This is a genomic window from Streptomyces sp. NPDC126503 (assembly GCF_040302405.1).
GTDB classification, from domain to species: Bacteria; Actinomycetota; Actinomycetes; order Streptomycetales; family Streptomycetaceae; genus Streptomyces; species Streptomyces gulbargensis.
Window position 1 is genome coordinate 400561 of the sequence record NZ_JBEORS010000001.1, and the last position, 24542, is coordinate 425102.

Genomic DNA, 24542 nt, shown 5'->3' on the forward strand with positions numbered 1-24542 from the left:
CCTGCCGGCCGCTGCGGCTCCCCCGCAACCGGAGTCCGGTCGCAGGGCGTCCCCACCGGTGGGTGTCGCCGTCGCCGGGGAGTGCTCATGGACAGGGCAACGCTGATCCGCAGGTCCCTGCCGTACGCGGGCGCCGCCGCCGTACCGGCCGCCGCGGGCACGGGCATGTGGCTGTGGGCGGCGCGGGGTCTGCGCGGTCCGGACGGCTTCCCCACGGTGCTCGCGGTGGCCGGCGGCCTGGTGCTGGCACTCGTCGCCCTGGTCGCGCAGAACGCGCTGTTCCGGAAGGAGGGCGGCATGGCCGCGCTCGTGCTCCTGCTGGCCGGTCTGGCGGCGGCATGGGTGGAGGCGCGGGACTCGGCGGTACGCGGGGCGGTCACCGACTGCGTGGTGGTCGGCGAGATCCGGGTGACCCACCATCCGACGTTCGGGGAGGGCGCGCCGCCCCCGAAGACCCTGTACCACCACACGCTGGACTGCGCCGGCGGTCACCCCCGGGAGTTCTCGGCGGAGGAACGGATCGCGGAGCCGGGCGGGACGGTGCGGATCGCCTACGACCCGGCGGGCCGGATGGACCCGGTCCTGGAACGCCTGAACACGGCGCACGGCTCACCCGTCCTCCCGGCGGCCCTGCTCGTGCTGTCCACGGCCCTCACGGTCGTCGCCCTCGCGGCGGAGGGCAGGGCGGAGGAACGGCGGGACTGAGGCACCGGCCGCCCCCGCGTGACGGGCGCGGTCAGGCGTGGGAGGCGGCGACCGGGGCGACCTGCAGCGCCATCGGCACGGTCCGCAGCGCGACGGAGCCGTAGGGGGTACGCAGCCGCAGCCACGGCCCCGAGGCGAACAGCGCGAGCGGCACGTCCCCGGCGACGGACGCGGGCGGCAGGAAGCCCAGCGACTGGGCGGCGTGCACGGCCCGCAGCGGCAGCCCGGTCGCGCCGAGCGTGCGGGTCCAGATCTCGCGGCCGATGCGGTCCCGCTCGGACCGGGTGCGCCGCTCCTCGGGCAGGGCCTCGTCCCGGGCGCGGAACTCTGCGACGGCCGCGGCGACCGCGCCCCTCATCCCGTCGGCGTCGGGCAGTCCGGCGACCGGTTCCCAGCCGCCGCGGGGCGGGAGCACGCCCGTCCACGGCGGTCCGGTGACGGCGCCGGGGACGACGGCCTTGCCGGCCGACTCCTCGATGCCGTCGAGGAGTTCACCGGCCGAGACGGTGACGTCGAAGTCGGCCGCGTCGACCAGCCGGGCCGTGCGGATCGCGAGGACCTCGAACGACGGCGGCCGGCCGAAGACGGCCAGCGCCCCGCCGTCGCACCGGAGGCGGACGGCGGCGGCCCGGTCGTAGTGCACGAGCCGGCCCAGGAAGGCGGCGAGGGCCGCCGCCTCCCGGGCGTCGGCGAAGTGGAGGGGCGCGAGCACGCTCATGCGGCGGAGGTCATCCCGTCGTCGACGTACTCCTCCAGGAAGCCGCGCTCCTCGGCGGTGATCCGCCGGGGCCGCTGCGCCTCCAGGTCGAAGGGCACGACGACCGTGGAGGCCCGTACGTAGGTCACGTCCGGGTCCTTGATCTCGTACGCGATCGTCAGGGACGCCGCGCCGATCTTCGTGACCCAGGACTCGATGGTCACCGGCTCGTGCCGGTGGACCAGGGGCCGCACGTAGTCGATCTCGTGCCGGGCCACGACGGACCCGCCGGAGAACGACGGGGAGCCGTCCCCGGGCGCCAGCCGGAACATGAAGTCGATCCGCGCCTCTTCCAGGTACCGCAGGAAGACGACGTTGTTGACGTGCCCGAAGGCGTCCATGTCCGACCAGCGCAGGGGACAGCTGTAGATGTGCCTCGCCATGGGAGCCGTCAGCCCCGGGTCAGCTTCTTGTAGGTGGCGCGGTGCGGACGGGTCGCGTCCGGGCCGAGCCGCTCGACCTTGTTCTTCTCGTACGACTCGAAGTTGCCCTCGAACCAGAACCACTTGGAGTCGCCCTCGTACGCCAGGATGTGCGTGGCGACCCGGTCGAGGAACCAGCGGTCGTGGGAGATGACCACGGCCGCGCCCGGGAACTCCAGGAGCGCGTTCTCCAGCGAGGAGAGGGTCTCGACGTCGAGGTCGTTGGTCGGCTCGTCGAGGAGCAGCAGGTTGCCGCCCTGCTTGAGGGTGAGCGCCAGGTTCAGGCGGTTGCGCTCACCGCCGGAGAGCACGCCGGCCGGCTTCTGCTGGTCCGGGCCCTTGAAGCCGAACGCGGAGACGTAGGCGCGGGACGGCATCTCGACCTGGCCGACGTTGATGTAGTCCAGCTCGTCCGAGACGACGGCCCACAGCGTCTTCTTCGGGTCGATGTTGGCGCGGGTCTGGTCGACGTACGAGATCTTGACGGTCTCGCCGACCCGGATGTCACCGGAGTCGGGGGTCTCCAGGCCTTGGATCATCTTGAACAGCGTGGTCTTGCCGGCGCCGTTCGGGCCGATCACGCCGACGATGCCGTTGCGCGGGAGGGTGAAGGACAGGTCATCGATGAGGACCTTGTCGCCGAAGGCCTTGGAGAGGTTGTTGACCTCGACGACGACGGAGCCCAGGCGCGGGCCCGGCGGGATCTGGATCTCCTCGAAGTCCAGCTTCCGCATCTTGTCGGCCTCGGCGGCCATCTCCTCGTAGCGGGCGAGGCGGGCCTTGGACTTGGCCTGGCGGCCCTTGGCGTTGGAGCGGACCCACTCCAGCTCTTCCTTGAGGCGCTTCTGGCGCTTCTCGTCCTTCTTGCCCTCGACCTTGAGGCGCTCGGCCTTCTTCTGGAGGTAGGTCGAGTAGTTGCCCTCGTACGGGTGGGCGCGGCCGCGGTCGAGCTCGAGGATCCACTCGGCGACGTTGTCGAGGAAGTACCGGTCGTGGGTGATGGCCACGACGGTGCCCTTGTACTGGGCGAGGTGCTGCTCCAGCCAGTTCACCGACTCGGCGTCGAGGTGGTTGGTGGGCTCGTCGAGGAGCAGCAGGTCGGGGGCCTCCAGGAGGAGCTTGCAGAGGGCCACGCGGCGCTTCTCACCACCGGAGAGGTTGGTGACCTGCCAGTCGCCGGGCGGGCAGCCCAGCGCGTCCATGGCCTGCTCCAGCTGGGCGTCGAGGTCCCACGCGTTGGCGTGGTCCAGGTCGTCCTGGAGCTTGCCCATCTCCTCCATGAGCTCGTCGGTGTAGTTCGTCGCCATCTCCTCGGCGATGGCGTTGAACCGGTCGAGCTTGCCCTTGATCCCGGCGACGCCGTCCTCGACGTTCTCCAGGACGGTCTTCGACTCGTCGAGCTTCGGCTCCTGCATGAGGATGCCGACGGAGTACCCGGGGGTGAGGAACGCGTCGCCGTTGGAGGGCTGCTCCAGGCCGGCCATGATCTTCAGCACCGTGGACTTACCGGCACCGTTCGGGCCGACCACACCGATCTTCGCACCGGGCAGGAAGCTCAGCGTCACGTCATCGAGGATGACCTTGTCGCCGTGCGCCTTGCGCGTCTTGCGCATGGTGTAGATGTACTCAGCCAAGAGAAACCGTCCGGCAAAGAGTGAGTGGGCAGATACACCCATCTTGCCAGCCGCCCGGGGTGAGACGGAAACCGGAAAGAACCGGGGCGGGCCCGCGGGGCGGAGGGCGCGGCGCGCCCGGGGCCGGAACGCTGCGCCTGGTGCACGACCGGCGGCGCCCCCCCGTACGGGGCTGCCGGCGGCCGGGACGCGCGACGGCCCCGGCGCGCGGATGCGGGCCGGGGCCGTACGGGGTCTCACGGGCGAGGGACGTCACGGCCCGGAGGCGTGACGCGGATCACTCCGCGGGACCCGGGGGCCGGCGCCGGCCGGCCCCCGGGTGGTGGCTCAGTGGCCGGCGGTCTTCTTCTTGCGGAGGAAGAACACCGCGCCGCCGCCGGCCAGGACGAGCGCGACGGCGATGCCGGCGATCATCGGGGTGGCGTTGGAGCTGCCGGTCTCGGCCAGGTCACCGCCACCGGTGGTGGTGGAGCCGGTCGTGCCCGTGGCACCGGTGGTGCCGGTCGAGCCGGTGGAACCGGTGGAACCCGTCGAGCCGGTGGTGCCGGTCGAACCGGTGGAGCCGCCCGGGGTGGTCGGGGAGGGCTCGGTGGTGGGGGTCTGCGACGGCGATTCGGAAGGGACCGGGCCGGGGGTGGCCGTCTCGCAGTCGAGGACGCCCTCGAAGGTCTCCTCGAAGCCGTTCGGGCCCTTGATCGTGAACTTGTAGGCCTCGTCCTCGGCGAGCGGGACCGGCACGGTCTTCGTCTCGCCCGGGGCGATGGAGAGGGAGACGCCCTTCAGGTCGAAGGTCCAGGGCTCGTCGCCCTTGTTGGTCGCGATGACCTCCAGGCCGCCCTTGGCGCAGTCCTTGGCGACCGTCACGGACGGGACCGGACCCGTCTTCGCCCAGGTCGCGGAGGCCTTGGCGGAGACGGTGGACTCGCTGGAGCCGGCCAGGATCAGGGTCTGCGAGGGGCCGTCGATGGAGACGAAGGCGCGGCCCAGCGGGACCTTGGTGGAGGCCTCGACGATCAGCTCGGCGGAGCCGTCGGGGGTGCCGGCGGGGACGTCGAAGAAGATCTCGTCGCCGTTCTTGGCCTCGGTGACGGGCTTGCCGTCCTTGCCGACGACGGTGACGCCCGCGGCCACGCCGGGGGCGGTCGCGACCTTCGCGGTCTGGGAGTTCGTGGAGACCGTGACGGGGCCGAGCTTCTGACCGGCCTTGCCCGCCACCGAGGACGGGGAGAGGGTCAGGGACGCCTTGGGCTCCGCCAGCTTGACCGCGTCCTTGAGGAGGGACTCGGTCAGCTTCTGCGCGTCGGGGCTCGTCGGCGTCGCCGTGACGTCGTCGGAGAGCTTCCAGATGGCGGCCTGCGTGGCGGCGGCGGCCTCACCCTTGGAGAGGTCGGCACCGACCTTCTCGCCGAGGTCCTGCGCCGAGATCTTCGGGTAGGAGTTCTCCAGGATCCAGAGGATCTTGCCCGCGTTCTCGTTGCTGTGCAGCGAGGACGCGTCCCAGCCGACCTCCTTGTACCGGTAGTCGTGCTTGGCCGGGGTGCGGAAGTCGATGCAGTAGGTCGAGAGAGTTCCCCCACCCTCGACCTCCATGGTGAAGAGGCCGCCGGAGACCGCGTCCGGCCACTCCTTGCCGTTCTTGTCGACGATCTTGATGTCGCCGGATTCTTCCTCCGACAGACCGCCGAGCTTCGCCGTGGCGCCACCGGAAGCCGCGGCACCGTCATCGGCGAGGGCCGGGCCGGCCGTCACCATCGTGCCGGCCACGGCGAGGCCCGCGACCAGCGTCGCGGCGGCGAGACGGGCAGCGCCCCGCCCACGAACTGAAAACATTGGATTCCCCTCCGGGCGAGCCGCTCCGCGAACTTGGTCGTTTCACGTGGGGGGAGCGCCCGCCAGCAGACTCACAGACTCGATGGGCTCACGTGCCACATGAGTACTCGGGAATCCTAGGGATGCGGAAGCCCCCGGTGCCCTGTCATCCGATCAGATAACCATTCCGTCTCGGAATCGTTATCCATCCGGCGAGTTGGTCGACAAATCCCCACAACGCAAGGTCAGGGCACGGTTACCAGCTGGTTCGGTTCGGTCGTCCAGGGGTCGTCCCCGGCGGCTTTTCCGGCGCCGCGCGGGGGTGCGCTTTCCGGAGCGGCGGCACCGGGGCCGGGAGGTTCGACCCCCGCACCAAACGGAGCATATGACTCCGCTTCATGTCCCGCGCCGCTCTCACGCCGGGGTTCCGCCCGCGCCGCACGGCGGAAGGCCGTCGTGCCCCGCGCCAGGTCGTGCCCGACCGCGAGCGCGTCGATGTCCACGAAGGTCTTGCGCTGTCCGTCCCGCTCGTCCTCCCGCACCCGCAACCTGCCGTGCACCAGCAGCGGTTCGCCGACCGACACCGAGGCCGCGAGATTGGCGCCGAGCGACCGCCACGCGGACACCGTGTAGAAGCTGGTGTTCCCGTCCGACCAGGTGCCCCGCTCACGGTCCCAGCGGCGGGCCGTCACCGCGAACCGGAACCGCGCCACCCCTCCCGTCGGCGTCTCCCGGTACTCCACCGCCGTCGCCACGTTGCCCACCAGCGTCACGGTCGTCTCGTTCATGGTCCTGTCCCCCACTTCGTTCTGCGCGTCCGTCCGTTCGCCTTCATGCTGCGTCGGCCGGAGAATCCGCGCCGAAGCCTGTGGACGGCCGAAGCGCTGGGGACAACTCCCTCACTCGTTCGAGTGATACGGAGGCGGTGGGAGGCTGCCCGCCGTCCGCCCGCACCCTCGCTACCTGCTCCGCGCGCCCGCCCGCGTGGCGCCGAGACGGCCGGCGGCCGGACGCCCGCCGCCCACCACCCGGGCCGCCACACCGGGGCCCGCCACCGCCGCGTACTGCTCACGGACCTCCCGGTAGCGCATCAGCTCGGCCGCGATCGGGTCGAGCACCCGGGCCCTGCCGCAGGCGGCGGCCGCCTCGCGCAACCGGCGCTCGGCCTCCTGCCCGTACCGGCGGGCGGGTCCCTTGACCGCGCCCTCGCAGGCCCACTCGACGAGCGGACCGCCCACGATGCCCGCCACCATCACGAGGACGGGCGGCAGCAGCCCCGGTTCCACGACACCCACGATCTGGCCCATCAGCCACAGTGCGCCGAAGATCTGCAGGAGCGTCATCATCGCCTGGACCAGGACGGCGGCCGGCCACCACGCGGGCCGCGGCGGCCGGGCGGCCGGGTCACCCAGGGTGGCGGTGAGTTCGTCCAGGGCCTCCGGCAGACCGTCGGCCCCCCGCGCCGCCGCCTCGCGCACGGCCTGCGCCCAGGGGGCGGGGAGCCCGTGCGAGGCCTCGTCCGCGACGATCCGTACCGCCTGCTCGACCCGCTGGCGCGCCGTCAGCTCCGCCTCCAGCGGCGGCTCCGCCGCCTGATCGGCGCTGTTCCCGTGCGCGCGCAGCCGCTCGTACCAGCGGTAGAGACGCAGCCAGGGCGTCCCGCAGGCGCGGATGGCGCCGCGGCGCCAGACCCGTTCGGCCGCCTCCCCCGCCGCCTGGGCGCCGACGGCGACCGCGAGCCGGTCCGCGAAGTCCTCCCGGGCCCGCTCCCCGAGGCCGGCCCGCCCCTCCGCCACGTACGTGGGGCGCAGCCGCGCCGCGGCCGCGTCGATGTCGGCGGCGAGCCGGCGCTCGGCGGCGGTGCGCTCCTGGACGAACCGGGCGAGGACGTCGCGCAGTTCGCCCACGCCCTCACCGGTGAGCGCGGAGAGGGCGAGGACGGTGGCACCGGGCTCACCGTGCTCTCCCAGGGCCACGCCGTCCTCGTCGAGGAGCCGCCGCAGGTCGTCCAGGACGAGGTCGGTGGCCTCGGTGCCGAGCCGGTCGATCTGGTTGAGGACGACGAAGGTGACCTCGGCGTGCCCGGCGAGCGGGCGCAGATAGCGCTCGTGGAGCGCGGCGTCCGCGTACTTCTCCGGATCCACGACCCAGATGACGGCGTCCACGAGGGCGAGGACCCGGTCGACCTGGTCGCGGTGGGCGGTGACCGCCGAGTCGTGGTCCGGGAGGTCGACGAGGACGAGCGGCTGGAGTTCGGTGTCGGCCGCGCCGCCCGCGAGCGGCCGCCGGCGGAGCCGGCCCGGGACGGCCAGCCGGTCGAGGAGACCGGCGGCGCCCTCCGACCAGCTGAGCGCGATCGGCGCCGAGGTGGTGGGCCTGCGCAGGCCCGTCTCCGAGACGGGCACGCCGGCGAGCGCGTTGAAGAGGGTGGACTTGCCGCTGCCGCTGGGCCCGGCGATGGCGATCACGGTGTGCCGGGAGGAGAGCCGCTGGCGGGCGGCGGCCTCGTCCAGGACGCGCCCGGCCTCGGCGAGCGCCTCGGCCTCGACGCGGGTACGGGAGAGGCCCACGAGCTCGTGGAGGGCGTCGAGCCGCCTGCGGAGGGCGCCGCCGTACTGTCCGCCGAGCGGCGGCAGCGTGTCCTCCTCCCCCTCGGGCGCGGGCCCGTCCGCGCCGGGCGGGGGCGTCGGCGCGGGCCGCCGGTTCACGCGCCGGGCGATCAGCCCGTCGTCCCACCGGCCGCTTCCGGAGTCACTTCCCCCTTCGCGGTCCCCCTTCGGGGCACCGTCGCGGGTGCGGTCGGGTTCCCGCTCGCGGTCGCGCCGGCGGGCCCTGTCCTCGTCCACCACGTCACTCACGTCACTTCTCCTTCTGCAGCACGGAGAGCGCGGCGATCAGCTCCGCCTGCGGCTCGGGGGTCACGTCGAGCGCGTCGAGGGGGGCGAGCCGCAGGTCGCGCTCGGCGTGCAGGACGCGGTCGACGCACGAGACGACCAGATCGCCGCCCTTGTCGCGGAGACTCAGGGCGGTACGGGCGCCGAGCAGCTCGGCGAGCCGCTCTCCCGCGGGCCGGGCGCGCCGCCCCCCGAGGAGGGAGGCGGCGAGGAGCGCGGCGACGGTCTCGGCGTCGGGAAGGGCGGCGCGGGAGGCCCGGACGGGGCGGGGGCCGCGCGAACCGGTGGGCCGGTCCACCTCCCGTACCTCGTCCTCGGCCAGTTCCTCCAGGATCCGCCGCCAGCGGCGGGCTTCGAGCCCGATCCGTTCCACGGCCTCCCGGCCTCCGCCGGGGGCCTCCGAGGGGAGCTGGGCGGCGGCCGGCTCGCGGCGGTGGGCCTCCCGGACGCGCTCGTCGGCGGCGGACACGGCGCAGTGCAGCAGGGCGGCGAGGGATTCGGTGAGGGCGTCGAGGAGTTCCTCGGCGGTGCTGTCGCGCGGGTAGGCCCGCCAGCGGGTGCGGGCGTCCCCGGCGAGGACGGCGCCGCGGGCGAGCTCGCGGCGGACCCGCTCGCCCTGTTCGCGGTAGGCGGCCTCGACGGCTCCGCCGAGCCGTACCGCCGCCGCGTACTGGGCCGCGACGGCCCCGGCCAGCTCGGGCAGCCGAGTGTCGAGGGAGTCGATCACGCCGGTGGCGGTCCTGGTCACGGCCTGCTGCCGGGCGGCGGGGTCCTCGGCCCGGTGGGCGAGCCAGGCGCGCAGGGGGGCCACGGCGCTCTCGGGCAGCAGCCCTCTGCCGCCGCCGGTGGACTCGGGCAGTTCGGGGATGGTGAAGCGGGGCACGTCCCCGAGGCCCGCCTTGTCCAGCAGGGCCTCGTACTGCCGGGAGACCTCGCCGATCACCTGGTGGGGGACGCGGTCGAGGACGGTGACGAGGGTGGCGTCGTACTCCTTGGCGGTACGGAGCAGGTGCCAGGGCACGGCGTCCGCGTACCGCGAGGCGGTCGTGACCATCACCCAGATGTCGGCGGCGCACATCAACTCGGCGGCGAGCAGCCGGTTCTCGACGACGAGCGAGTCGATGTCGGGCGCGTCGAGCAGGGCCAGCCCGCGCGGCAGCGAGGAGGCGGTCTCCACGCGCAGCGCGTTCTCGTCGGGCGGCTCCTCCGGGGGGTGGTCCTCGTCGGCCTGGGGCAGCCAGACGCGGGTGAGCTGCGGCAGGACCCGCATCCCGGCGAACCAGTGGTGGTCCTCGGGGTGGCAGACGAGCACGGGCGTCCGGGTGGTGGGCCTGAGCACCCCCGCCTCGCTGACCCGCCTGCCCACAAGGGAGTTGACGAGCGTGGACTTCCCGGCCCCGGTCGAGCCGCCGACGACGGCCAGCAGCGGGGCGTCGGGATCTTTGAGGCGGGGGACCAGATAGTCGTCGAGCTGCGCGAGCAGCTCGGCCCGGGTCTGCCGGGCGCGTGGCGCGCCGGGGAGGGGGAGCGGGAGACGCACGGCGGCGACTCGGTCGCGCAGGGCGGAGAGTGCGTCGATCAGCTGAGGCCGTTCGTCCAAGGTCACCACATGCGAAGAATGCCCAATTTATGAGTGTTTTTGAAGCGTATTCCAGCCCTGCGCGCCGAAGAGAGGGGCGGTGACGGGCGGCCCGGGCATAACGAGTGCACAACACCCGCCCCGAGTGACGCGAAAAGCGCTGCGCGAATCGCACCTGCCTGCGATTATCGTTCCGCTTCACCGAACCTCCACATCGTGCCACGCAGGTGAAGCACCCGGGCCAAGGGGATCGGAGCCCTATCCTTGTCCCGGCGGGCCCCACCCCACCCACCAGGGCCTCCGGGCCCCACGGGCCACCACCGGCCCCCGTAGCTCAGCGGATAGAGCAGGTGCCTTCTAAGCACTTGGCCGCAGGTTCGAGTCCTGCCGGGGGCGCAAGATCGAAGACCCTCCTTCGGGAGGGTCTTTTTTTGCCGGCCCGGGGAGTTCGGGCCGGCGAGGAATGGGGGTGGGATTTCCGGGTCGGAGGCGGTCGGGGGTCAGTCGGTCGATTGCCGGGGTGGGGCGCCGGGCGGCGTGAAGGTGATGGCCGAGGCGGGGCAGAGGCCGGCGGCGAGGCGGGCGGCCGGGGACTGTTCCGGCGTGGGGTGGGGGGGTCAGGAGGAGGACCAGGCCCTCGTCGTCGTCCTGGTCGAAGACGGTCGGGGCGGTCAGGGCGCACATCCCGGAACCGACGCAGCGCTCGCGGTCGACCCGGACGGGGGCGGGGGTGTCCATGGGGGTCAGGCCTCGTTCCAGGTGACCGGGAGGCGGTGCACCCCGTAGATGTTCATGTCCGTGCGCAGGGGGATCTCGTCGGCCGGCACGGCCAGGCGCAGGTCCGGGAAGCGGGTGAGCAGCGCGGGGAGGGCGATCGTCAGCTCGACGCGGGCGAGCTGCTGGCCGAGGCACTGGTGGATGCCGTGGCCGAAGGCGAGGTGCCCGGTGGCCTTCCGGCGGAGGTCGAGCACGTCGGGGTCGGGGAACCGCAGCGGGTCCCGGTTCGCCGCGTCCAGGGAGAGGGTGACCGTCTCCCCCGCCCTGATCAGGTGGCCCTCCAGCTCGACGTCCTCCCGGGCGGACCGCACGCCGGTGGCGGCGACGGTCAGATAGCGGAGCAGCTCCTCGACGGCCTGTGGGGCGAGGTCCGGGTCGGCGCGCAGGGCGTCGGCCTGCGCGGGGTGGGAGAGCAGGGCGAACGTGCCGTGCGCGATCATGTTGGCGGTGGTGTCGAGTCCTGCCGCGAGCAGGAAGGCGCCGATGCCGACCAGTTCCTCGTCGCTGAGGTCGGAGTCCCGGGCGAGGTCGCCGAGCAGGTCGTCGGTGGGCTCGGCCCGCTGGGCGGCGACGAGTTCGCCCATGTACCGCTGGAGCCCCACCATGGCCGCGTACCGGTTCTCCGGTGACTCCTCCGCGGACATGATCGTGTGGGCGTGGTCCTGGAAGCGCTCGCGGTCCGCGTACGGCACGCCCAGCAGCTCACAGATCACGAGGGCCGGTATGGGCTTGGCGTACACGTCGACCAGGTCGGTGCCCGGGCCCCGGCGCTCCAGGGCGTCCAGGTGCTCGGCGACGATCTCCCGGACCCGGTTTTCCAGCTGCCGCATCCGCCGCACGGTGAACTTCCCGGCCAGGAGCCGGCGGTAACGGGTGTGCTCGGGGGCGTCCATGCCGGTCATGTCGCCGACCGGGGCGGGGTCGAGCGGGCCCTCCGGGGCGCCGGGCAGGGGGTGGTGCAGCAGTTCGTACCGGGAGCTGAACCGGGGGTCGCCGAGGACCGCGCGGACCGCGGAGTGACCGGTGGCGAGCCAGCCGACGTGTCCGTCGGGGTACGTCATCCGGGCCAGCGGGCTCCGTTCACGGACCGGCGCGAGGCCGGCGGGCGGGTCGAAGGGGCAGCCGGGGGCGCGCCGGGTGGGCAGTTCCGCCACGGGCTCGGTGGCCGGGGCGGTCGCGGGGGTGGTCTGCGGCGTCGCTTCGTTCTGCATGGGGTCCTCCGTGGAGAGTGACGTGCGGGGAACTGCGGGACGGGGTGGGGGTGTCAGCGCTTCGCGGAGCGGCCGAAGGCGGAGCGCGACCAGAGGTAGCCGACCAGGGTCAGGCCGGCGCACCAGGCGAGCGCCAGGTAGCCGCTGTTGCCGATGGGCGTGCCCATGAGCAGGCCGCGCAGCGTTTCGATGGCGGGGGTGAAGGGCTGGTACTCGGCGAACCAGCGGAGCGCGGTCGGCATCGAGTCGGTCGGTACGACGGCGCTGCCGAGGAAGGGCAGGAAGGTCAGCGGCAGGGGCGTGTTGCTGGCGGACTCGGGGGTCCTGGCGACGAGGCCTATGCCGGCCGACAGCCAGGTGAGGCCCAGGGTGAGGAAGGCGAGGAGGCCGAAGGCCGCGAGCCATTCGACGGCGGTGGCGTCGGGACGGAAGCCGATGGCGAGGGCGACGCCGGTGACCAGGGCGAGGGCGATCAGCGTCTGGACGACGCTGCCTGCGACGTGCCCGGTGAGGAAGGCGGCGCGGGAGATCGACATGGTGCGGAAACGGTTGACGATGCCCTCGGTCATGTCGACGCAGACGCCCACCGCCGTGGCCACCGCCCCGGCGGTGGCGGTCATGAGGATGATGCCGGGCGCGAGGTAGTCGATGTAGGCGCCGTCCCCGCCCGGTGCCGCCCCGATGCCGGCGCCGAGGGCGCCGCCGAAGGCGTAGGTGAACAGCAGCAGCATCATCACGGGCATGGCGACGACCGAGACCGTCATGGCCGGGTAGCGCAGGGCGTGGGTGAGGTTGCGCCGGAGCATGGTCATCGAGTCGGCCGCGGCGTGGGCGAGGCTGCTCATCGGGTGGTCTCCTTCTGGGTGCCGGCCGTGCCGGGGGTGTGTCCGGCGCCGGTCAGGGTGAGGAACACGTCGTCGAGGTCGGGGGTGTGGACGGTCAGCGACTCGGCCCGGAGGCCGGCGCCGTCCAGGACGTCGAGCACGGCGCGCAGGGTCTCGACTCCGCCGTCGCCGGGGACGCGCAGGGCCAGTTCGTCCTCGTCCCGGGTGGAGACCCCGAAGTGGTGCGCCGCGGCGTCGAGTTGCTCGGGGTGGGAGAAGCGGAGGCGGATGTGGCCGCCGGGGACGAGCCGCTTGAGTTCGTCGGCGGTGCCTTCGGCGACGAGGCGTCCCCGGTCCAGGACGGCGATGCGGTCGGCGAGTTGGTCCGCCTCCTCCAGGTACTGGGTGGTGAGGAAGACGGTGACGCGCTGTTCGGTGACGAGGCCGCGGATGATCTCCCACATGGTGCGGCGGCTGCGCGGGTCGAGGCCGGTGGTCGGTTCGTCGAGGAAGATGACGCGCGGGTCGCCGACCAGGGTCATGGCGAGGTCGAGCTTGCGGCGCATGCCACCGGAGAGGGTGGAGACCGGCTTCCGCGCGGCGGCGCCGAGTTCGAAGCGCTCCAGGAGGCCGGCGGCGCGGCGGCGGCCCTCGCGGCGCGGGAGGTGCTGGAGGTCCGCCATGAGGAGCAGGTTCTCCTCGGCGTTGAGGAGCTGGTCGACCGCCGCGAACTGGCCGGTGACGCCGATCGCTGCGCGCACCCCGGCGGGGTCGCGCTCCAGGTCGTGGCCGGCGACGTGTGCCGTGCCGCCGTCGGGCCGGATGAGGGTGGAGAGGATCTCGACGGTGGTCGTCTTGCCGGCGCCGTTGGGCCCGAGGAGGGCGAAGACCGATCCTTCGGCGATCCGCAGGTCGATGCCGTCGAGGACGACCTTGTCGCCGTACGACTTGCGCAGGCCGAGGGCGGAGATCGCCGGTGGTGCGTCGAGCGTGGCGGTGGCCCCGGGCGCGGGTGCGGGTGTGGGTGTGGCGGGCATGCGGTCACGTCTCCTGGGGTGTGGGCCCGGAGGCGACGCGGGCACGGGGGACCGCACGAGGGACCTCCGCAGGTACGCCGGGGTGGCGCGCGCCCTCGCGGGGGTGTCGTGGAACGTGCGGTCTCTCGCATCGAGGTCGGCTCTCCGGGGGTGTCGGTTCGTCAGGGGTGGGCGGGAGCGGTCCGGCGCCGGGGCGCCGGTGGTGGCGGGCCCGGGGGTGATGGCCCCCGGGTGGCTCAGGCGCGGCGGATCACGATGTCGCCGACGCCGGTGCGGGCGTGGATCTCGACCGTCTCGTCGGAGGCGCCGGGGCCTTCGGCCGCGCCGAGGGTGTTGCGGACGGTGCCGAGCCGGGTGGTGACGTCCAGCCAGGCCGCGGTGGACTTCCGTACGCCGACCTCCACGTCGTCGGCGGCCGTCTGGAGCCGGACCACGCCCCGGGCCACGTCGTGGACGCGGATGGCGCCGTTGGCGGATCTGGCCTCGACGGAGGCGTGGGCGACGCCGATGGTGATGCGGCCGTTGGCGGCGCTGACCTTGAGGTCACCGGTGATCTCGTCGACAGCGGTGTCCCCGTTGCCGTTCTTGACGGTGGCCGTGCCGGTGACCTCTCCGAGGTCGATCGGACCGGAGCCGTGGATCTCCGCGTCTCCCGCCACGCGTTCGACGCGGACGGAGCCGTGGCCGGTGCGGAGGTTCGCGGGGCCCGTCTGGGCGAAGGAGAGGTCGCCGAGGGAGGTTCTGACGCGGCATTCCCCGAGGGCGCCCTCGGCGGTGTAGTGCCCGATCGGGGAGGCGGCGCGGAGCCGGGAGCCCGCGGGCAGGTCGACGGTCACGTCGATCGAACCGTGCTTGCCGAAGAGGGAGCGCTTTCTCGGCCCCTTCACGGTCAGGGTGCCGTTGGCGTAGGTGACCTTGGTCTGCTCCGCGACCCGGACGTCGTTCTCGTCGTCGCCGTCGCTCGGGAGCACCCGCACGACCGTGTCCGCGCGCTCGGTGGCGGTGATCCGTACGGAGCCGACCTCGAAGTCGAGGTCCGCGGTGATGGCTCCGGGCGTGTCGTAAGAAGGCATGGCTGTCCCGTCCTCGTGGCTCTGGTGGTGTGCGCGGTGTGCGGGCGGCCCGCGGGCCGGGGGAAGGGGTCGGGGTGGCTAGTGGGCCCAGCCCCGGTAACTGTCGCCGCCGACGCGGGGGGCCCGGGCGGGGGGTCTGACGGGGCTTGCGCCCTGGTCCAGGGCCGCGGAGACGGCCCGTACGAGCCAGGCGTTCACCGAGAGCCCTTCCTGACCGGCGGCCTCCTCGGCCCGGGCCTTCAGGTGGGCGGGGAGCCGGAAGTTGATCCGGGCGGTGGCACCGCCTTCCTCTCCCTCCCCCGCCGGTGGCGCCGGTGGCGCCGGTGGCGCCATCGATGGCGCCACCGGCACCATCCGCTCGTCCGGCCCCGCACCGGGGACCTCCGGGGCGAGCGGGACCGTCACCACGAACTCGGGATCGAGTCCGCGCAGCCGTACGTCGACCGACCCCGGCGCCAGTTCACGGGTGATTTCGTCCGAGGCGGCGGAGAGGGCGTTCAGCAAGGTCAGGCGGACCGCCGACTCCAGGGGAGTGGTCAGCCGCTCGGCCAGCTCGCGCGCCTCTTCCCCGCCGGCACTCGCGGCCACGGCGAGTTCCTGGCGGAGATGAGCGACGTAGGGATTCAGGTCCATGGCTTTATGATGGCACCAGAATGGCGCCACCGCAACCCCCGATGGCACCACCTGGTGCCATGCGGCACCGCAAGGGCGCCACGTGGTGCCACCTGCGGCCTGTCGATCACGGCGCCGCCGCGCCGCTTCACCCCCCGGCCCGTCGTGCCGCGCGCCACGCCGGACCACGCGTCCCGGGACCGGCCTGCCCTGCCCGCCCGCCAAGGGGCCGCCCCCCGGGCCCCGCTCCGTACACTGCCCCGCATGGCATGCCGCATCAGTGAACTGGTCCTCGACTGCGCCGATCCCGAGCGGCTCGCCGCCTTCTGGAGCGAGGTCCTCGGTTACGTGGAACTCGACCGGGACGAGGACGGAGCCATCGAGATCGGGCCGCCCGGCGCGGGCCCTTCCGACGGTCGCCCCACCCTCGTCCTCAGCCCCAGCGGCGACCCGAAGGCCGCGAAGCTCCCCCTGCACATCGACGTCAGCCCCACCGACCGCGATCAGGACGCCGAGCTGGAACGGCTGCTCGCGCTCGGCGCCCGGCCCGCCGACGTGGGCCAGACCGGCACCGAGAGCTGGCACGTCCTGGCCGACCCCGAGGGCAACGTCTTCTGCCTCCTGCGCAGCCGCGTCCAGCCCGTCTGACGAGGATCCCGGCACCGACCCGCACCCACCACCCCACCGCCTCGCCCGCCCCACGGGCACAATCGGCCCATGGCGATCTCCGAACGCGGGCTCAACCGCGCCACGCTGGCCCGGCAGTTGCTCCTCTCCCGCGCACCGGTCGGGTCCACCGAGGCGGTGCGGCGCGTGGTGGCACTGCAGGCGCAGCAGCCGGGGTCCCCGTACGTCGCGCTCTGGAACCGGGTGGCCGGCTTCGATCCGGCCGAGTTCGACGCGGACCTCGCCGGTTTCCGGGTGGTGCGCTCGACGCTGATGCGGGTCACCCTCCACCTGGTGCACGCGGCGGACTACCGGGTCTTCCGGGAGGCGGTGGAGCCGACGCTGCGCGGGGCACGGCTCGGGGACGCGCGGTTCACCGCGACCGGCCTGACGGCCGCCGACGCCGACGCCCTGCTGCCCGGCCTCCTCGCGTACGCGGAACGGCCGCGCACCGGAGCCGCGTTGCGCGCCCGGATGGAGGAGGCCGTGGGCACGGGCCCCCTCGCGCCCGTGGCCTGGCGGATGCTGCGGCAGTACGCCCCGCTGTGGCACGCCCCCACCGGCCCGCCGTGGTCCTTCGGCGCCGCCCCGTCCTTCGTGGCGGCGGCCGACCGGCCGGTCCTGGCCGATCCCGGCGCGGCGGCCGGGGGCCTCGCGGCCCTCGTCCTGCGCTACCTGGAGGGCTTCGGCCCGGCCTCCGTCGCGGACATCTGCCAGTTCGCGCTGGTGCAGCGCGGCCGGGCACGGGACGCCGTACGGGACCTCGGCACGCGCGTGGAGGAGGTCGCCGGGCCCGGGGGGACCGTGCTGTACGACCTCCCCGGCGCGCCCCGGCCGGACCCGGGCACGCCGGCGCCGCCCCGCCTGATGGCCATGTGGGACAGCGTTCTCCTGGCGTACGCCGACCGCGGCCGGGTGATCCCGCCCGCGTACCGCAAGCACGTCATACGCGTGAACGGCGACGTGCTGCCCACTCTGCTCGTCGACGGGTACGTGGCCGGGGTGTGGCGGCCGGTGGACGACGGCATCGAGGCGTCGGCGTTCCACCCCCTGCCGGAGACGGCCTGGGAGGGGCTCGCCGCCGAGGCGGCGGGGCTCCGCGCGCTGCTCGCCGGACGCGACCCCGCGCTCTACCGGCGCTACGACCACTGGTGGGGCAAGGGCCTCCCGGTCGTGGAGACCCGCCTGCTCCCCCACGGGTGACCCCAGGGCGCTCCCGCACGGCACCCGGCCGCACGGCTCCCGGCTCCCGGCCGGCCGCACGGCCCGCTCTCGACTCCCGTACGGCACCCTCTCGACTCCCGTACGACCATTGCCAGTCGACCGGAACGCACATATCTTCGAGCCCACACCTACGGACCGGGATGCTCGTCAGTCCCGGGGCGGCCCCGATCCACGGGCCGGACGGCGGGGAGCGCACCCTCGGTACGACAGAGGACGAAGGGCGCTGGACGCCGGGCGTACGGGATATCCGTATCCGCGTACCCGCAGGAGCTGAGCAGCACATGAGCAAGCACGTCCTGGCGCAGAACCAGTACGGCAAGGCCGAGAACCGCATCGTGAAGATCACCCGCAAGGGTGAGGGCGGTGCCTGGCACGAGATCCGTGACCTGAACGTGTCGGTGGCGCTGCGCGGTGAGTACCGCGACGTCCACCTGACCGGTGACAACGCCAACTGTCTGCCGACCGACACCACCAAGAACACCGTCTACGCCTTCGCCAAGGAGCACGGGGTGGACTCCCCCGAGGCCTTCGGCATCCTCCTCGCCAAGCACTTCGTGAGCTCCCAGGCCGTCATCCACGAGGCGCAGATCCGCGTCGAGGAGTTCACCTGGGAGCGGATCCCGGTGGCGACGCGCAAGGAGCAGCACTCCTTCGTGCGCAAGGGCCAGGAGGTCCGCACCGCGCAGATCACCTACTCGCAGAACACCGGCCGGCTCCAGGTCATCTCCGGCCTCAAGGATCTGACGGTGATGAACTCGACCAACTCCGAGTTCCACGGCTTCATCAAGGACAAGTACACGACGCTCCAGGAGGCGTACGACCGCATCCTCGCCACGAAGGTCACAGCCCGCTGGGCCAACTCGGCCTCGGCGGCGGCGGACGCCGGGCACGACTGGGACCGTTCGTACGAGAAGGTGCGCCGGCACATGCTGGAGGCGTTCGCGGAGACGTACAGCTACTCGCTCCAGCAGACCCTGCACGCGATGGCCGACCGGGTCCTGGACCATGTGGCGACGGTCAACGAGGTGCGGCTCAACCTGCCGAACAAGCACCACTTCCTGGTGGACCTGGAGCCGTTCGGCCTGAAGAACGACAACGAGGTCTACTTCGCCGCCGACCGGATGTACGGCCTCATCGAAGGCACCGTCCACCGCGACGGCGTCCAGCCGGTGATCGCGACCAGCGACTGGATCACCGCCTGACGCGGCCGACCCGCCCGGCACCCCCCGCACCCCCGGCGCACGCCGAGCACATGCCACACGTGACGCACACGGCGTGCCGGGAGGTCGTCACGTCAGCGCAGCCCGGCCGCCGCCTCGACTCCCAGCCATACGGCTCCGAGGCCGGCGGCCAGGCTGCCCGCCACGTTCAGGACGGCGAGGCGCTTCGCCCCGTCCTCGTACAGTTTCAGCGTCTCGTACGAGAAGGTCGAGTACGTGGTGAGGGCGCCGCACAGGCCGGTGCCGAGCAGCAGGTGGGCGCGGGCCGTGGTGGTCCCGGCGACCAGGCCGAGGACGAACGAGCCGGCGACGTTGACCGCGAAGGTGCCCCAGGGAAAATCCGATCCGCAGCGGGCGCGGAGCGCGCGGTCGGTGAGGTACCGCAGCGGCGCGCCGACGGCGGCGCCGAGGAGGACGGCCAGCCAGTTCACCGCGCCCTCCCCCGGCCGGGACCGCCGCGCCGGACCGCACGGGCCGCCGCGACGCCCGCCGCGACCGCGACGAGGGCCGTCAGCAGGGTTCCCCCCAGATAGAGCAGGCCGCGCGCGGGATCACCGGCGGCCAGCAGCCGCTGCGTGTCGAGCGCGTACGTGGAGAAGGTGGTGAAGCCACCGCAGAATCCGGTGCCGAGGAACGGCCGGAGAAGCGGATGCGGCGACTCCATGACCTCGGTGACCACGACCATCAGAACGCCGAGAGCGGCGCATCCGGAGGCGTTGACGAGAAACGTCGTCCAGGGGAAGGCGCCGGCCGGCGTGGGCCAGGCGAGGGCCGCTCCGTAGCGGGCGGCGGCTCCGAGGGCGCCGCCGGCCGCGACCGCCCCGACGACCGGAAACTGATCGCGCGGCTGCATGATCCCAGGTTACGGGGGTGGCGGCGGGCCGCCGACGCGAGGCCGCACGGGCGCGGTCGCCGGCCTGGGGCATTAACCGGCGGCCGGCCCGTGCGGCCTCGCTCTGCGATGGTCCGGCCACGGAGCGCGACGGGTCAAAGGGGGCCGGGTGAGTCTGTCAGATCCCGGTGCGGGCTGTGCGGCCCGTTACCGGGGGCTGCGGGGGGCGGTGGTCCGGCCACCATCGGGGGCCCGATTCGGGTGCCGGGTCCACCTCGTCGGGAGGGGGGTCCCCGGGTGACCGTGGAGGAGCAGCGGGAGGGAGCTGCGAAACCTTCGGGCAGGAGTGTCGTGAGTACATCCGTCGCAACCAAGCGCAGGGGCGCCTCCGGGGCCGTTCCCCTGACCGTTCCCGGGCCGGGCGTCCGTACCGGAGCCCCTGCCCGTGCCGTCGCGGGCGGCCGCACCGGTGCCGGAGCCCGTTCGGCCACCGGCTCCCGGCCGCGTACCGTCGGCGCCGCCCGCTCGGGCGGCCGTACCGACGAGGACGTCTACGCCGAGCTGTGCAGCACGCTGTTCTCCGGCTTCGCGCGGCGCGACCAGCGCCTGAAGGCCGAGCAGTACCTCCACGGGCTGCTCACCGCGCAGGGCCGCAAGTCCATCCGGAACATCGCCGCCCAGATAGGCGGGCCGGCGGCCGAGCAGAGCCTCCATCACTTCATCTCCAGCTCCACCTGGGACTGGCAGCCCATGCGGGCCTCGCTGGCCCGCTTCCTGGAGCGGAGCGGCTGCCCGCAGGCCTGGGTGGTGCGGCCCATGCCGATTCCGAAGGCCGGGGAGCACTCCGTCGGCGTGGACCGGCGCTTCGACCCGGAGCGCGGTCAGGTCTTCCACGGCCAGCAGGCCTTCGGCGTGTGGTTCGCGAGCGACGAGCTGAGCGCGCCCGTCAACTGGCGTCTCTTCCTGCCCGATCCGTGGGTCAACGACCCGACGCGCCGCGACCGGGCGGAGGTTCCGCGCGAGGCGGGCGAGGAGACCCTGGAGGAGTGCGCGGTCGCCGCGGCGCTCGACACCGCCCGCTGGAGCGACGTCACCCGCAAGCCGGTCCTCCTCGACATCCGGGGCGGTGCGGGCCGGCCCGCGCTGAGCCGGCTGGCGGCGGCCGGGGTGCCGGTGGTGGCGCGGATCGGCGCCGGGTCCCGGCTCGCCATCGCGGACCGGTCGCTGCCCGGCTTCGGCGCGGGCCCGCTGCCCGCCCAGCAGATCCTGGAGTCGCTGCGGGGGCTGCGCAGGCCGGTGAGCTGGGTGGACACGGTGGCCGGTACGCCGACCTCGCGCACCTCGCTGGCGACGGCGGTCCGGGTGGCGCTGCCGATGCCGGCCGGCGAGCGGATGCGGCCGCTGACGCTGCTCGGCGAGTGGGACGACCCGCGGCGCGGTCCGGCCCGGGTGTGGCTCAGCGATCTGACGAGTTCGCCGGTGGGATCGCTGGTGCGGCTGACCAAGCTGGCGCGGCGTGTGGAGCGGGACTTCGCGGCGGTCGGCGAGGGGGCGGGACTGCGGGACTTCGTGGGCCGTTCGTTCCGCGGCTGGCACCGGCACATCACGCTGGCGTCGGCGGCCCACGCGGCGAAGCTGCTGGCTCCGGAGGGCGACGCGGCGGTGTACGGGACGGTCACGGGTCCGGGCAGGGTGCCGGGGTTCGCCTCCGGGCTGGCGGCGGGCTAGCGGATCGGCGCGGGGTCGGTACGCATCCGGGCGCGGTGGCGGGGGGAACCCGGGCCCCCTGTCAGGGTCGGGTGCGCGGCGGGACAGGACCGGCTTCGGCGGTACGGGTGCGGCGGGCCGCGGCAGCGCGTACCGTACGCCCGCTTCCGCCTCTCCCCCGGCGTGCTTCGGCCGGTCCTCCCTCGGCCCTGGGTCAGTCCGTGGGTCCGGCGGAAGCCGGTGGGGCCTGCGGGTGGCCCGAGGGGCGGGCGGGGTGGGTGGCCGCGCGGCGGCGGGCGAGGACCTCGCGGGTGCGCTGGAGCCGCAGGGCCAGCTGCACCTCCAGGACCTGGCCGGGCTTCTGCCATTCGGGGCCGAGGAGTTCACCGATCCGCTCCAGACGGCGGGAGACGGTGTTGGGGTGGACGTGCAGCGCCTCGGCCGCGTTGGTGGGACTGCCTCCGGAGGCGAAGTACGCCTCCAGGGTGCGGGTCAGGTCGGTGAACCGCTCGGCGTCGTAGTCCAGGACGGGCCCGATCGCGTTCTCCACGAAGCCGTCCACGTCGTGGTCGTCGGAGAGCAGCATCCCGAGGAAGCCGAGGTCCTGCACGGCCGCCGCGGAGCCGGTGCCGCCGAGGGCGCTCATGGCGTCGAGGCAGCGCCCGGCCTCCGCGTACAGGGCACCGACCCCGTCGGGACTGTGCCCCGGCCCGGCGGCGGCGACCGAGACGGGGTGGCCGAGGAGCGGCGAGAGCTCCTCGGAGACGGCCTTGGCCGCGGCCGAGGGGTCGAGTCCGGGGAGCAGCAGCACGATGCAGCCGCCCTGCACGGTCTTGAGGCCGGAGAGCCGGTAGGCGTACGAGGAGGCCCACACCACCGCCCGGCCCTGCTCGCCGCCCTCCGGCCTGGCGACCACGAGGACGTGCGGTTTGCGCAGGTCGACGCCGAGGCGGCGGGCGCGCTGGGCGATCTGCTGCGGGGCGTGCGGCGGGTCGGCGATGAGGTCGTCGAGGAGTTCGTCGCGGACGGGGCCCTCGGCGACCGCCGTGGAGCGCCGCATGAGGAGGAGGAACGCGACGGACTGGGCGGCCAGTTCGACGAGGCGCTCGTCCTCGCCGGTCAGTCCGCTGGCGGCGCGGATGACGAGGCCGCCGAGGTCCTCGGAGCCGGCGATGACGGGGGCGACCCAGGTGTCCTCTCCGGCGAGGACGGGCCGGCGGCGGGCGTGCGCGTCGAGCGAAGCCTTGGCGACGGCCTCCTCGTCCAGGTCGGGTATGCCGGCCCCGCCGGTGGTGGCCAGGCAGCGGCCGCCGGGGTCGCGGATCATCACGGTCGCGTCGAGGGCGTCGCCGGCGGCCTTGGCCACGTTGCACAGGTCGCCGCCCGCGAGGACCAGGTTCATGATCCGGCTGTGGGCCTCGCTGACGTGCCGCATGCGGGTGAGGCTGGTGCGGACGCGGGAGCTGTCCCGCTCCAGTTCGGACACCTCGGCACGGGTGCGGTCGAGCAGCCCGGCCTTCTCGACCGCGAGGGCGGCGAGGTCGGCGAGGGCGGAGAGGAGCGCGATCTCCTGCGGGGTGTGTTCCCGGACGCGCCGGTCCGCCCCGTACAGAGCGCCGATCACCGCGTCACCGCTGCGCAGCGGAACGGCCATGATGGCGCGCAGGCCCTCGGCCCGTACGGCCGCGTCGCCGGGGTCGGCGGCGTCCGCGCCGATGGCGGTGTCGGCGGGGGAGAAGCGCTCGTCGGCCGGGTAGTCGGGGGTCCAGACGGGTTCCCCCTCGCGCTGGACGACGCTGCCGAGGCAGTTGCCCTCGGCGAGTCGCAGTCCGGCGACGAGTCCGAGGCCGGGCCCGGTGTCCGCGCCGGTGCGGGAGCCCTCGGTGGTGCGGATGTAGCAGGCGCCGTGGGGGCCGCGCAGGGTCACGTACGCCATGTCGAGGCCGAGCAGGCTCCGGGCGCGGCGGGTGATCAGGCGCAGCTGGCTGTCCAGGTCGTACGAGAAGGTGAGGTCACGGGCGGTGTCGGTGAGGGTGGTGAGCGCCGCCTCGCGCCGGGCGGCCTCGGCGCGTTCGGCACGGATGTGCCCGGCGAGGCGGACGGCCCTTTCCAGGCGGTCGAGTTCGGCGGTGGGGGCGCCGCGACGACGGGCCCGTGCGACCAGTCCGTCGAGGAGGTCGTCGAGCGCGGTCTCGTCGGCCGGGCCGTGCGGGGCGGAGGGTCCGTGGGGGGCGGAGGATCCATGGGGGACACGGGAGCCGGGCGAGTCCGGAGAGCGGGGCGGGCCGGCGGATCCGGGCGCGGCCGGGGCGACGCGCGGGGCGTGGCCCGCGAGGAGTTCGAGGACCGTGAGCAGCGCGTCGTCGGCACCGCCGTCACCGTCAGCGCCGTACGCGTTCATCAGTCCAACCCCCGTAGTCCAGCGAAATCGGGCACCAGGGAGGAAACCCGTACTCCTCGCCGAAACTAATTCGGCTCGGGAAGCCGGTCAACGGTGACCTGCGGCACGTCCTTCCCGCCGGACCGCCGCGGGGCCCCGGGAAAGGGCCTGCGGAAGCCGGGCGTGAGGTGCCGTCAGCGGGGTCCGGACGCCGCACCGGAGGGGCCGTCAGACGGGCGAGCCCGCGGGGACGAGCCGGTGGCGCGCGGGGCTGTACTGCGTGGGTACGTACGGCGTCTGCGCGCCCGGTGAGACGTGCGGGCCGTGCGGCTGGAGGGCGGTGCCGCTGCCGGTGACCAGCGCGTAGGCGGTGCGGCCCGCGGTGTTCCGCAGGGCGAGGACGGAACGGTGCAGCCGGCGCAGCCGTGCCGAGGGCTCCATGCCGCCTTCCCGGTGCAGCGTCGCGCGGAGCCCCTCGTACACGGCGAGGGCCTCGTCGTGCCGGCCGCAGCGCAGCAGCGCCACCATGAGGTGGGCGTGCAGGGGCTCGTTGGTGCGGTAGCGGGCGACGAGCCCGGGGAGTTCGGAGAGGAGTTCGGCGTGCCGGCCGAGGCCGAGCTGGGCCTCCACCCACTGGTCGAGCACGCTGAGCCGGGAGGTTTCGAGGCGCTCGATCTCCAGGCGGAGCCGGGGGCCCGCGGCCACGCCCGCGTAGGGCTCGCCGCGCCAGAGGGCGAGGGCCTCGCCGAGCCGGAGGGCGGCGCGCGGGAGGTCACCGGCCTCCATCGCGCGGTAACCGGCACCGGCCGCGCGCTCGAACTGCCAGACGTCGTGCAGGCCGCCGCCGGTGTCGAGCCGGTAGCCGCCGGGCTGGGAGACGAGAATGGCGTCCGCGGAGCGACGCTCCGCCCAGCCGGGCGCGGGTTCCGCCGGAGCGGTGCCGCGCAGGGCGCGTGCGATGAGCACGCGCAGCTCGGCTATGTACCCCTGGAGTTCGGCGCGGGCGGCACGCGGGGCGCCCGACGGCCACAGCTCCTCGGTGAGGACGGTCACCGGCACGACCTGGTCGGCGTTGGCCGTGAGCAGGGCGAGCAGCTGGCGTGGTGCCGCCGCCGTGGGAGTGATCGACACTCCGTTCTCACGGACCGACAGTCCCCCCAGGATCCGGACGTCCACCAT

The 24542-nt window shown here is 73.8% G+C and carries 22 protein-coding genes and 1 tRNA gene; 6 read left to right on the plus strand and 17 right to left on the minus strand.

The genetic code is table 11. From position 1 onward, the window contains the following. The first annotated feature begins 87 nt into the window (after positions 1 to 87). Positions 88 to 705, plus strand: a complete 618-nt coding sequence (locus ABTY40_RS01890; protein WP_352057697.1) for a hypothetical protein — start codon at positions 88 to 90, stop codon at positions 703 to 705. Positions 706 to 736: 31 nt separating this feature from the next. Here the strand turns inward: ABTY40_RS01890 and ABTY40_RS01895 are convergent, their stop codons facing one another. The 7 genes from ABTY40_RS01895 to ABTY40_RS01925 all read right to left on the minus strand — a co-directional run bounded on the left by ABTY40_RS01895 (position 737) and on the right by ABTY40_RS01925 (position 9821). Next, complete coding sequence (locus ABTY40_RS01895) at positions 737 to 1423, minus strand: DUF8010 domain-containing protein (protein ID WP_352057698.1); 687 nt, start codon at positions 1421 to 1423, stop codon at positions 737 to 739. After that, positions 1420 to 1845 (minus strand): acyl-CoA thioesterase, encoded by a 426-nt coding sequence (locus tag ABTY40_RS01900; protein ID WP_352057699.1) that lies wholly within the window; start codon positions 1843 to 1845, stop codon positions 1420 to 1422. The genes ABTY40_RS01895 and ABTY40_RS01900 overlap by 4 nt, the downstream gene beginning before the upstream one ends. An 8-nt stretch (positions 1846 to 1853) precedes the next feature. Continuing rightward, positions 1854 to 3518, minus strand: a complete 1665-nt coding sequence (gene ettA, locus ABTY40_RS01905; RefSeq protein ID WP_352057700.1) for an energy-dependent translational throttle protein EttA — start codon at positions 3516 to 3518, stop codon at positions 1854 to 1856. A 327-nt stretch (positions 3519 to 3845) separates the two neighbouring features. Beyond that, positions 3846 to 5348, minus strand: coding sequence for an LAETG motif-containing sortase-dependent surface protein (locus ABTY40_RS01910; RefSeq protein ID WP_352057701.1), 1503 nt, complete (start codon positions 5346 to 5348; stop codon positions 3846 to 3848). 224 nt (positions 5349 to 5572) lie between these two features. Continuing rightward, positions 5573 to 6115 carry a single-stranded DNA-binding protein gene (locus ABTY40_RS01915; RefSeq protein ID WP_352057702.1) on the minus strand — a complete coding sequence of 181 codons (543 nt, stop codon included), beginning with the start codon at positions 6113 to 6115 and terminating at the stop codon, positions 5573 to 5575. A gap of 171 nt (positions 6116 to 6286) precedes the next feature. Beyond that, positions 6287 to 8185, minus strand: a complete 1899-nt coding sequence (locus tag ABTY40_RS01920; protein WP_502990459.1) for a GTPase — start codon at positions 8183 to 8185, stop codon at positions 6287 to 6289. Position 8186: 1 nt separating this feature from the next. Further along, a complete protein-coding gene (locus tag ABTY40_RS01925; protein WP_352057703.1) occupies positions 8187 to 9821 on the minus strand; it encodes a dynamin family protein in 1635 nt (544 codons plus the stop codon). Between the two features lie 302 nt (positions 9822 to 10123). Between ABTY40_RS01925 and ABTY40_RS01930 the strand changes: the two genes are divergently transcribed. Then, positions 10124 to 10196, plus strand: a tRNA-Arg gene (locus ABTY40_RS01930). Here ABTY40_RS01930 and ABTY40_RS01935 read toward each other — a convergent pair. From ABTY40_RS01935 to ABTY40_RS01960, 6 genes are all read right to left on the minus strand, one after another. Beyond that, positions 10158 to 10538: a ferredoxin gene (locus tag ABTY40_RS01935; protein WP_352057846.1), complete on the minus strand. Its 381-nt coding sequence runs from the start codon at positions 10536 to 10538 to the stop codon at positions 10158 to 10160. The genes ABTY40_RS01930 and ABTY40_RS01935 overlap by 39 nt on opposite strands. A 5-nt stretch (positions 10539 to 10543) precedes the next feature. Beyond that, the gene (locus ABTY40_RS01940) at positions 10544 to 11788 is read right to left on the minus strand and encodes a cytochrome P450 (protein WP_352057704.1); all 1245 of its coding nucleotides are present in this window, start codon (positions 11786 to 11788) and stop codon (positions 10544 to 10546) included. Positions 11789 to 11841: 53 nt separating this feature from the next. Beyond that, positions 11842 to 12633: an ABC transporter permease gene (locus tag ABTY40_RS01945; protein WP_352057705.1), complete on the minus strand. Its 792-nt coding sequence runs from the start codon at positions 12631 to 12633 to the stop codon at positions 11842 to 11844. Continuing rightward, on the minus strand, positions 12630 to 13649 hold the full coding sequence (locus ABTY40_RS01950) for an ATP-binding cassette domain-containing protein (protein WP_352057706.1): 1020 nt from the start codon (positions 13647 to 13649) through the stop codon (positions 12630 to 12632). The genes ABTY40_RS01945 and ABTY40_RS01950 overlap by 4 nt, the downstream gene beginning before the upstream one ends. Positions 13650 to 13885: 236 nt before the next feature. Next, entirely contained in the window at positions 13886 to 14722 is an 837-nt protein-coding gene (locus tag ABTY40_RS01955) for a DUF4097 family beta strand repeat-containing protein (RefSeq protein WP_352057707.1), read from the minus strand. Between the two features lie 78 nt (positions 14723 to 14800). Continuing rightward, positions 14801 to 15355 (minus strand): hypothetical protein, encoded by a 555-nt coding sequence (locus ABTY40_RS01960; protein ID WP_352057708.1) that lies wholly within the window; start codon positions 15353 to 15355, stop codon positions 14801 to 14803. Between the two features lie 243 nt (positions 15356 to 15598). Between ABTY40_RS01960 and ABTY40_RS01965 the strand changes: the two genes are divergently transcribed. From ABTY40_RS01965 to pucL, 3 genes are all read left to right on the plus strand, one after another. Then, positions 15599 to 15982 carry a VOC family protein gene (locus ABTY40_RS01965; protein WP_352057709.1) on the plus strand — a complete coding sequence of 128 codons (384 nt, stop codon included), beginning with the start codon at positions 15599 to 15601 and terminating at the stop codon, positions 15980 to 15982. Between the two features lie 69 nt (positions 15983 to 16051). Beyond that, complete coding sequence (locus ABTY40_RS01970) at positions 16052 to 17203, plus strand: winged helix DNA-binding domain-containing protein (RefSeq protein ID WP_352057710.1); 1152 nt, start codon at positions 16052 to 16054, stop codon at positions 17201 to 17203. Positions 17204 to 17505: 302 nt separating this feature from the next. Beyond that, a complete protein-coding gene (pucL, locus tag ABTY40_RS01975; protein ID WP_352057711.1) occupies positions 17506 to 18426 on the plus strand; it encodes a factor-independent urate hydroxylase in 921 nt (306 codons plus the stop codon). Between the two features lie 92 nt (positions 18427 to 18518). Here pucL and crcB (ABTY40_RS01980) read toward each other — a convergent pair whose 3' ends face one another. Then, a complete protein-coding gene (gene crcB / locus ABTY40_RS01980) occupies positions 18519 to 18875 on the minus strand; it encodes a fluoride efflux transporter CrcB (protein WP_352057712.1) in 357 nt (118 codons plus the stop codon). After that, positions 18872 to 19297, minus strand: a complete 426-nt coding sequence (crcB, locus tag ABTY40_RS01985; RefSeq protein ID WP_352057713.1) for a fluoride efflux transporter CrcB — start codon at positions 19295 to 19297, stop codon at positions 18872 to 18874. Before crcB (ABTY40_RS01985) ends, crcB (ABTY40_RS01980) begins: the two co-directional genes overlap by 4 nt. Before the next feature lie 540 nt (positions 19298 to 19837). Between crcB (ABTY40_RS01985) and ABTY40_RS01990 the strand changes: the two genes are divergently transcribed. Beyond that, on the plus strand, positions 19838 to 21004 hold the full coding sequence (locus ABTY40_RS01990) for an IS701 family transposase (protein WP_425578569.1): 1167 nt from the start codon (positions 19838 to 19840) through the stop codon (positions 21002 to 21004). 193 nt (positions 21005 to 21197) lie between these two features. On the opposite strand, the gene ABTY40_RS01995 is transcribed toward ABTY40_RS01990, so the two are convergent. Together ABTY40_RS01995 and ABTY40_RS02000 are read right to left on the minus strand one after the other, a co-directional pair. Next, the gene (locus tag ABTY40_RS01995) at positions 21198 to 23384 is read right to left on the minus strand and encodes a helix-turn-helix domain-containing protein (RefSeq protein WP_352057715.1); all 2187 of its coding nucleotides are present in this window, start codon (positions 23382 to 23384) and stop codon (positions 21198 to 21200) included. 207 nt (positions 23385 to 23591) lie between these two features. Next, complete coding sequence (locus ABTY40_RS02000; protein WP_502990468.1) at positions 23592 to 24539, minus strand: AfsR/SARP family transcriptional regulator; 948 nt, start codon at positions 24537 to 24539, stop codon at positions 23592 to 23594. Positions 24540 to 24542: the final 3 nt, after the last annotated feature.

Excerpts from the sequence above, each read along its gene's own strand:
- ABTY40_RS01890 (WP_352057697.1), top strand. The coding sequence starts at position 88 with ATGGACAGGGCAACGCTGATCCGCAGGTCCCTGCCGTACGCGGGCGCC.
- ABTY40_RS01895 (WP_352057698.1), bottom strand. The coding sequence starts at position 1,423 with ATGAGCGTGCTCGCGCCCCTCCACTTCGCCGACGCCCGGGAGGCGGCG.
- ABTY40_RS01900 (WP_352057699.1), bottom strand. The coding sequence starts at position 1,845 with ATGGCGAGGCACATCTACAGCTGTCCCCTGCGCTGGTCGGACATGGAC.
- ABTY40_RS01910 (WP_352057701.1), bottom strand. The coding sequence starts at position 5,348 with ATGTTTTCAGTTCGTGGGCGGGGCGCTGCCCGTCTCGCCGCCGCGACG.
- ABTY40_RS01915 (WP_352057702.1), bottom strand. The coding sequence starts at position 6,115 with ATGAACGAGACGACCGTGACGCTGGTGGGCAACGTGGCGACGGCGGTG.
- ABTY40_RS01935 (WP_352057846.1), bottom strand. The coding sequence starts at position 10,538 with ATGGACACCCCCGCCCCCGTCCGGGTCGACCGCGAGCGCTGCGTCGGT.
- ABTY40_RS01940 (WP_352057704.1), bottom strand. The coding sequence starts at position 11,788 with ATGCAGAACGAAGCGACGCCGCAGACCACCCCCGCGACCGCCCCGGCC.
- ABTY40_RS01945 (WP_352057705.1), bottom strand. The coding sequence starts at position 12,633 with ATGAGCAGCCTCGCCCACGCCGCGGCCGACTCGATGACCATGCTCCGG.
- ABTY40_RS01950 (WP_352057706.1), bottom strand. The coding sequence starts at position 13,649 with ATGCCCGCCACACCCACACCCGCACCCGCGCCCGGGGCCACCGCCACG.
- ABTY40_RS01955 (WP_352057707.1), bottom strand. The coding sequence starts at position 14,722 with ATGCCTTCTTACGACACGCCCGGAGCCATCACCGCGGACCTCGACTTC.
- ABTY40_RS01960 (WP_352057708.1), bottom strand. The coding sequence starts at position 15,355 with ATGGACCTGAATCCCTACGTCGCTCATCTCCGCCAGGAACTCGCCGTG.
- ABTY40_RS01965 (WP_352057709.1), top strand. The coding sequence starts at position 15,599 with ATGGCATGCCGCATCAGTGAACTGGTCCTCGACTGCGCCGATCCCGAG.
- ABTY40_RS01970 (WP_352057710.1), top strand. The coding sequence starts at position 16,052 with ATGGCGATCTCCGAACGCGGGCTCAACCGCGCCACGCTGGCCCGGCAG.
- pucL (WP_352057711.1), top strand. The coding sequence starts at position 17,506 with ATGAGCAAGCACGTCCTGGCGCAGAACCAGTACGGCAAGGCCGAGAAC.
- crcB (WP_352057713.1), bottom strand. The coding sequence starts at position 19,297 with ATGCAGCCGCGCGATCAGTTTCCGGTCGTCGGGGCGGTCGCGGCCGGC.
- ABTY40_RS01995 (WP_352057715.1), bottom strand. The coding sequence starts at position 23,384 with ATGAACGCGTACGGCGCTGACGGTGACGGCGGTGCCGACGACGCGCTG.